Annotated in this window: 1 protein-coding gene and 1 pseudogene; both read left to right on the top strand. The window is 56.1% G+C overall.

Features of this window, described 5'->3' with window-relative positions; translation table 11 throughout:
- Positions 1 to 759 (top strand): annotated as a pseudogene (locus tag HMPREF3148_RS11730) (IS21 family transposase); the annotation flags it as partial.
- Between the two features lie 20 nt (positions 760 to 779).
- Positions 780 to 1362 (top strand): ATP-binding protein (locus tag HMPREF3148_RS11725; protein ID WP_070509197.1); only part of this gene is annotated, 583 nt, incomplete at its 3' end.

The following is a 1362-nucleotide window of genomic DNA, read 5'->3' as shown; positions in this document are numbered from 1 at the left end:
AATGAGGCGATCGCTTGCCGTCTTGCCGATATCAACAGCGCAATGACGCGGCCTGATGGCTCAACACGGCGCATGCGCTTTGAGCAAGCAGAGGCACCAATGATGCGGGATCTGCCGCCGACGCCGTTTACGGAAGTGTCTTATAAGCGGCTTAAAGTCGACCGCAATTGGCACATCACCTGTGACTACCAGTACTATTCAGTGCCATTTCAGCTGGTGGGAGAATCGGTAACAGTCAGGCTCACCCCGCAACTAGTAAGCATCTTCAACGGGGAGCAGCTTGTTGCTGAACACACGCGCCTTCACGGATTCAAATACCGGTATTCCACCAACCCTCAGCATGGACCGCGTGGCGACGATGAAGGCCACAAGGCGCTTACCCGTGATGAGCTCTTGGCCTGGGCCTCGTCGTTTGGGGCAGCAACGCACGCAGTCATAGCGATGATCCTCGACCGCAATAGTGCCGCCATCCCCCGCGGACTCATCCAGGCACGCAACGTGCTGGCCAACCTGGGCAAAAAGCACAACAAAGCCACCCTCGAACCGGCATGCCAGCAGGTCTTAGACAAGAAGCTGGCCCCCACGATGGCAGTGATCAAACGCATCCAGACTGACATTGCCCACGCCCAACAACATCCCGGGCCACCAGGGGCAAAACCACAGCCTGTGGCCAAGCACCACCCACGCCCAAGTACCCCGCTTACCGGTGAGGTGGCCGATGCCGTCTTTATCCGGCCTGCTGACCACTACGAAAACTAGAAGCAATAAGGAGTGAAACCATGAGCAGCATCGACGACGAAATTGTGCGGGCGAAAATGCGCAAGCTTCGCGTATCAACCTTCGCTGACATCTTCTACGAGGTTGTCAACGACGAGGCCTATGCGGATGCGCTACCAGAAGACATCTTCCTCGCCGCAGTCGAAGAAGCCTACACACAACGCCAACAACGCAACATTGCCAAGGCCATAACCCAGGCTAAATTCCGATACCCGGATGCAAGCCTGGCTGAAATCACCCAGGCAGAACAACGCGGTATCAACATGCGCCAGCTGAAACGAATCGCAGCAACTAACTGGCGGGAAAACCCGACCAACATTCACATCCTCGCCCCGACGGGAACAGGCAAGACCTACATTGCCTGCGCCATCGGCATCGCCGCGTGCAAGGCTGGATACTCCGTGGCGTACTACCGGCTGGATCAACTTGTAGACATGCTGGCGGTCTTCTCACCGACTGACCAAAACTACCTCGATAAGATGCGGAAACTGATCAACGTCGATGTCCTTATCATCGACGACTTTATGACCATCAGCATCAACCAGCGCGGGCAAGAAGACCTAACCAAGATCATATTCGACCGCG

It is taken from the genome of Corynebacterium sp. HMSC05D08 (assembly GCF_001807215.1).
Lineage (GTDB): Bacteria > Actinomycetota > Actinomycetes > Mycobacteriales > Mycobacteriaceae > Corynebacterium > Corynebacterium striatum.
This window is presented reverse-complemented; position numbering and strand designations above follow the sequence as displayed.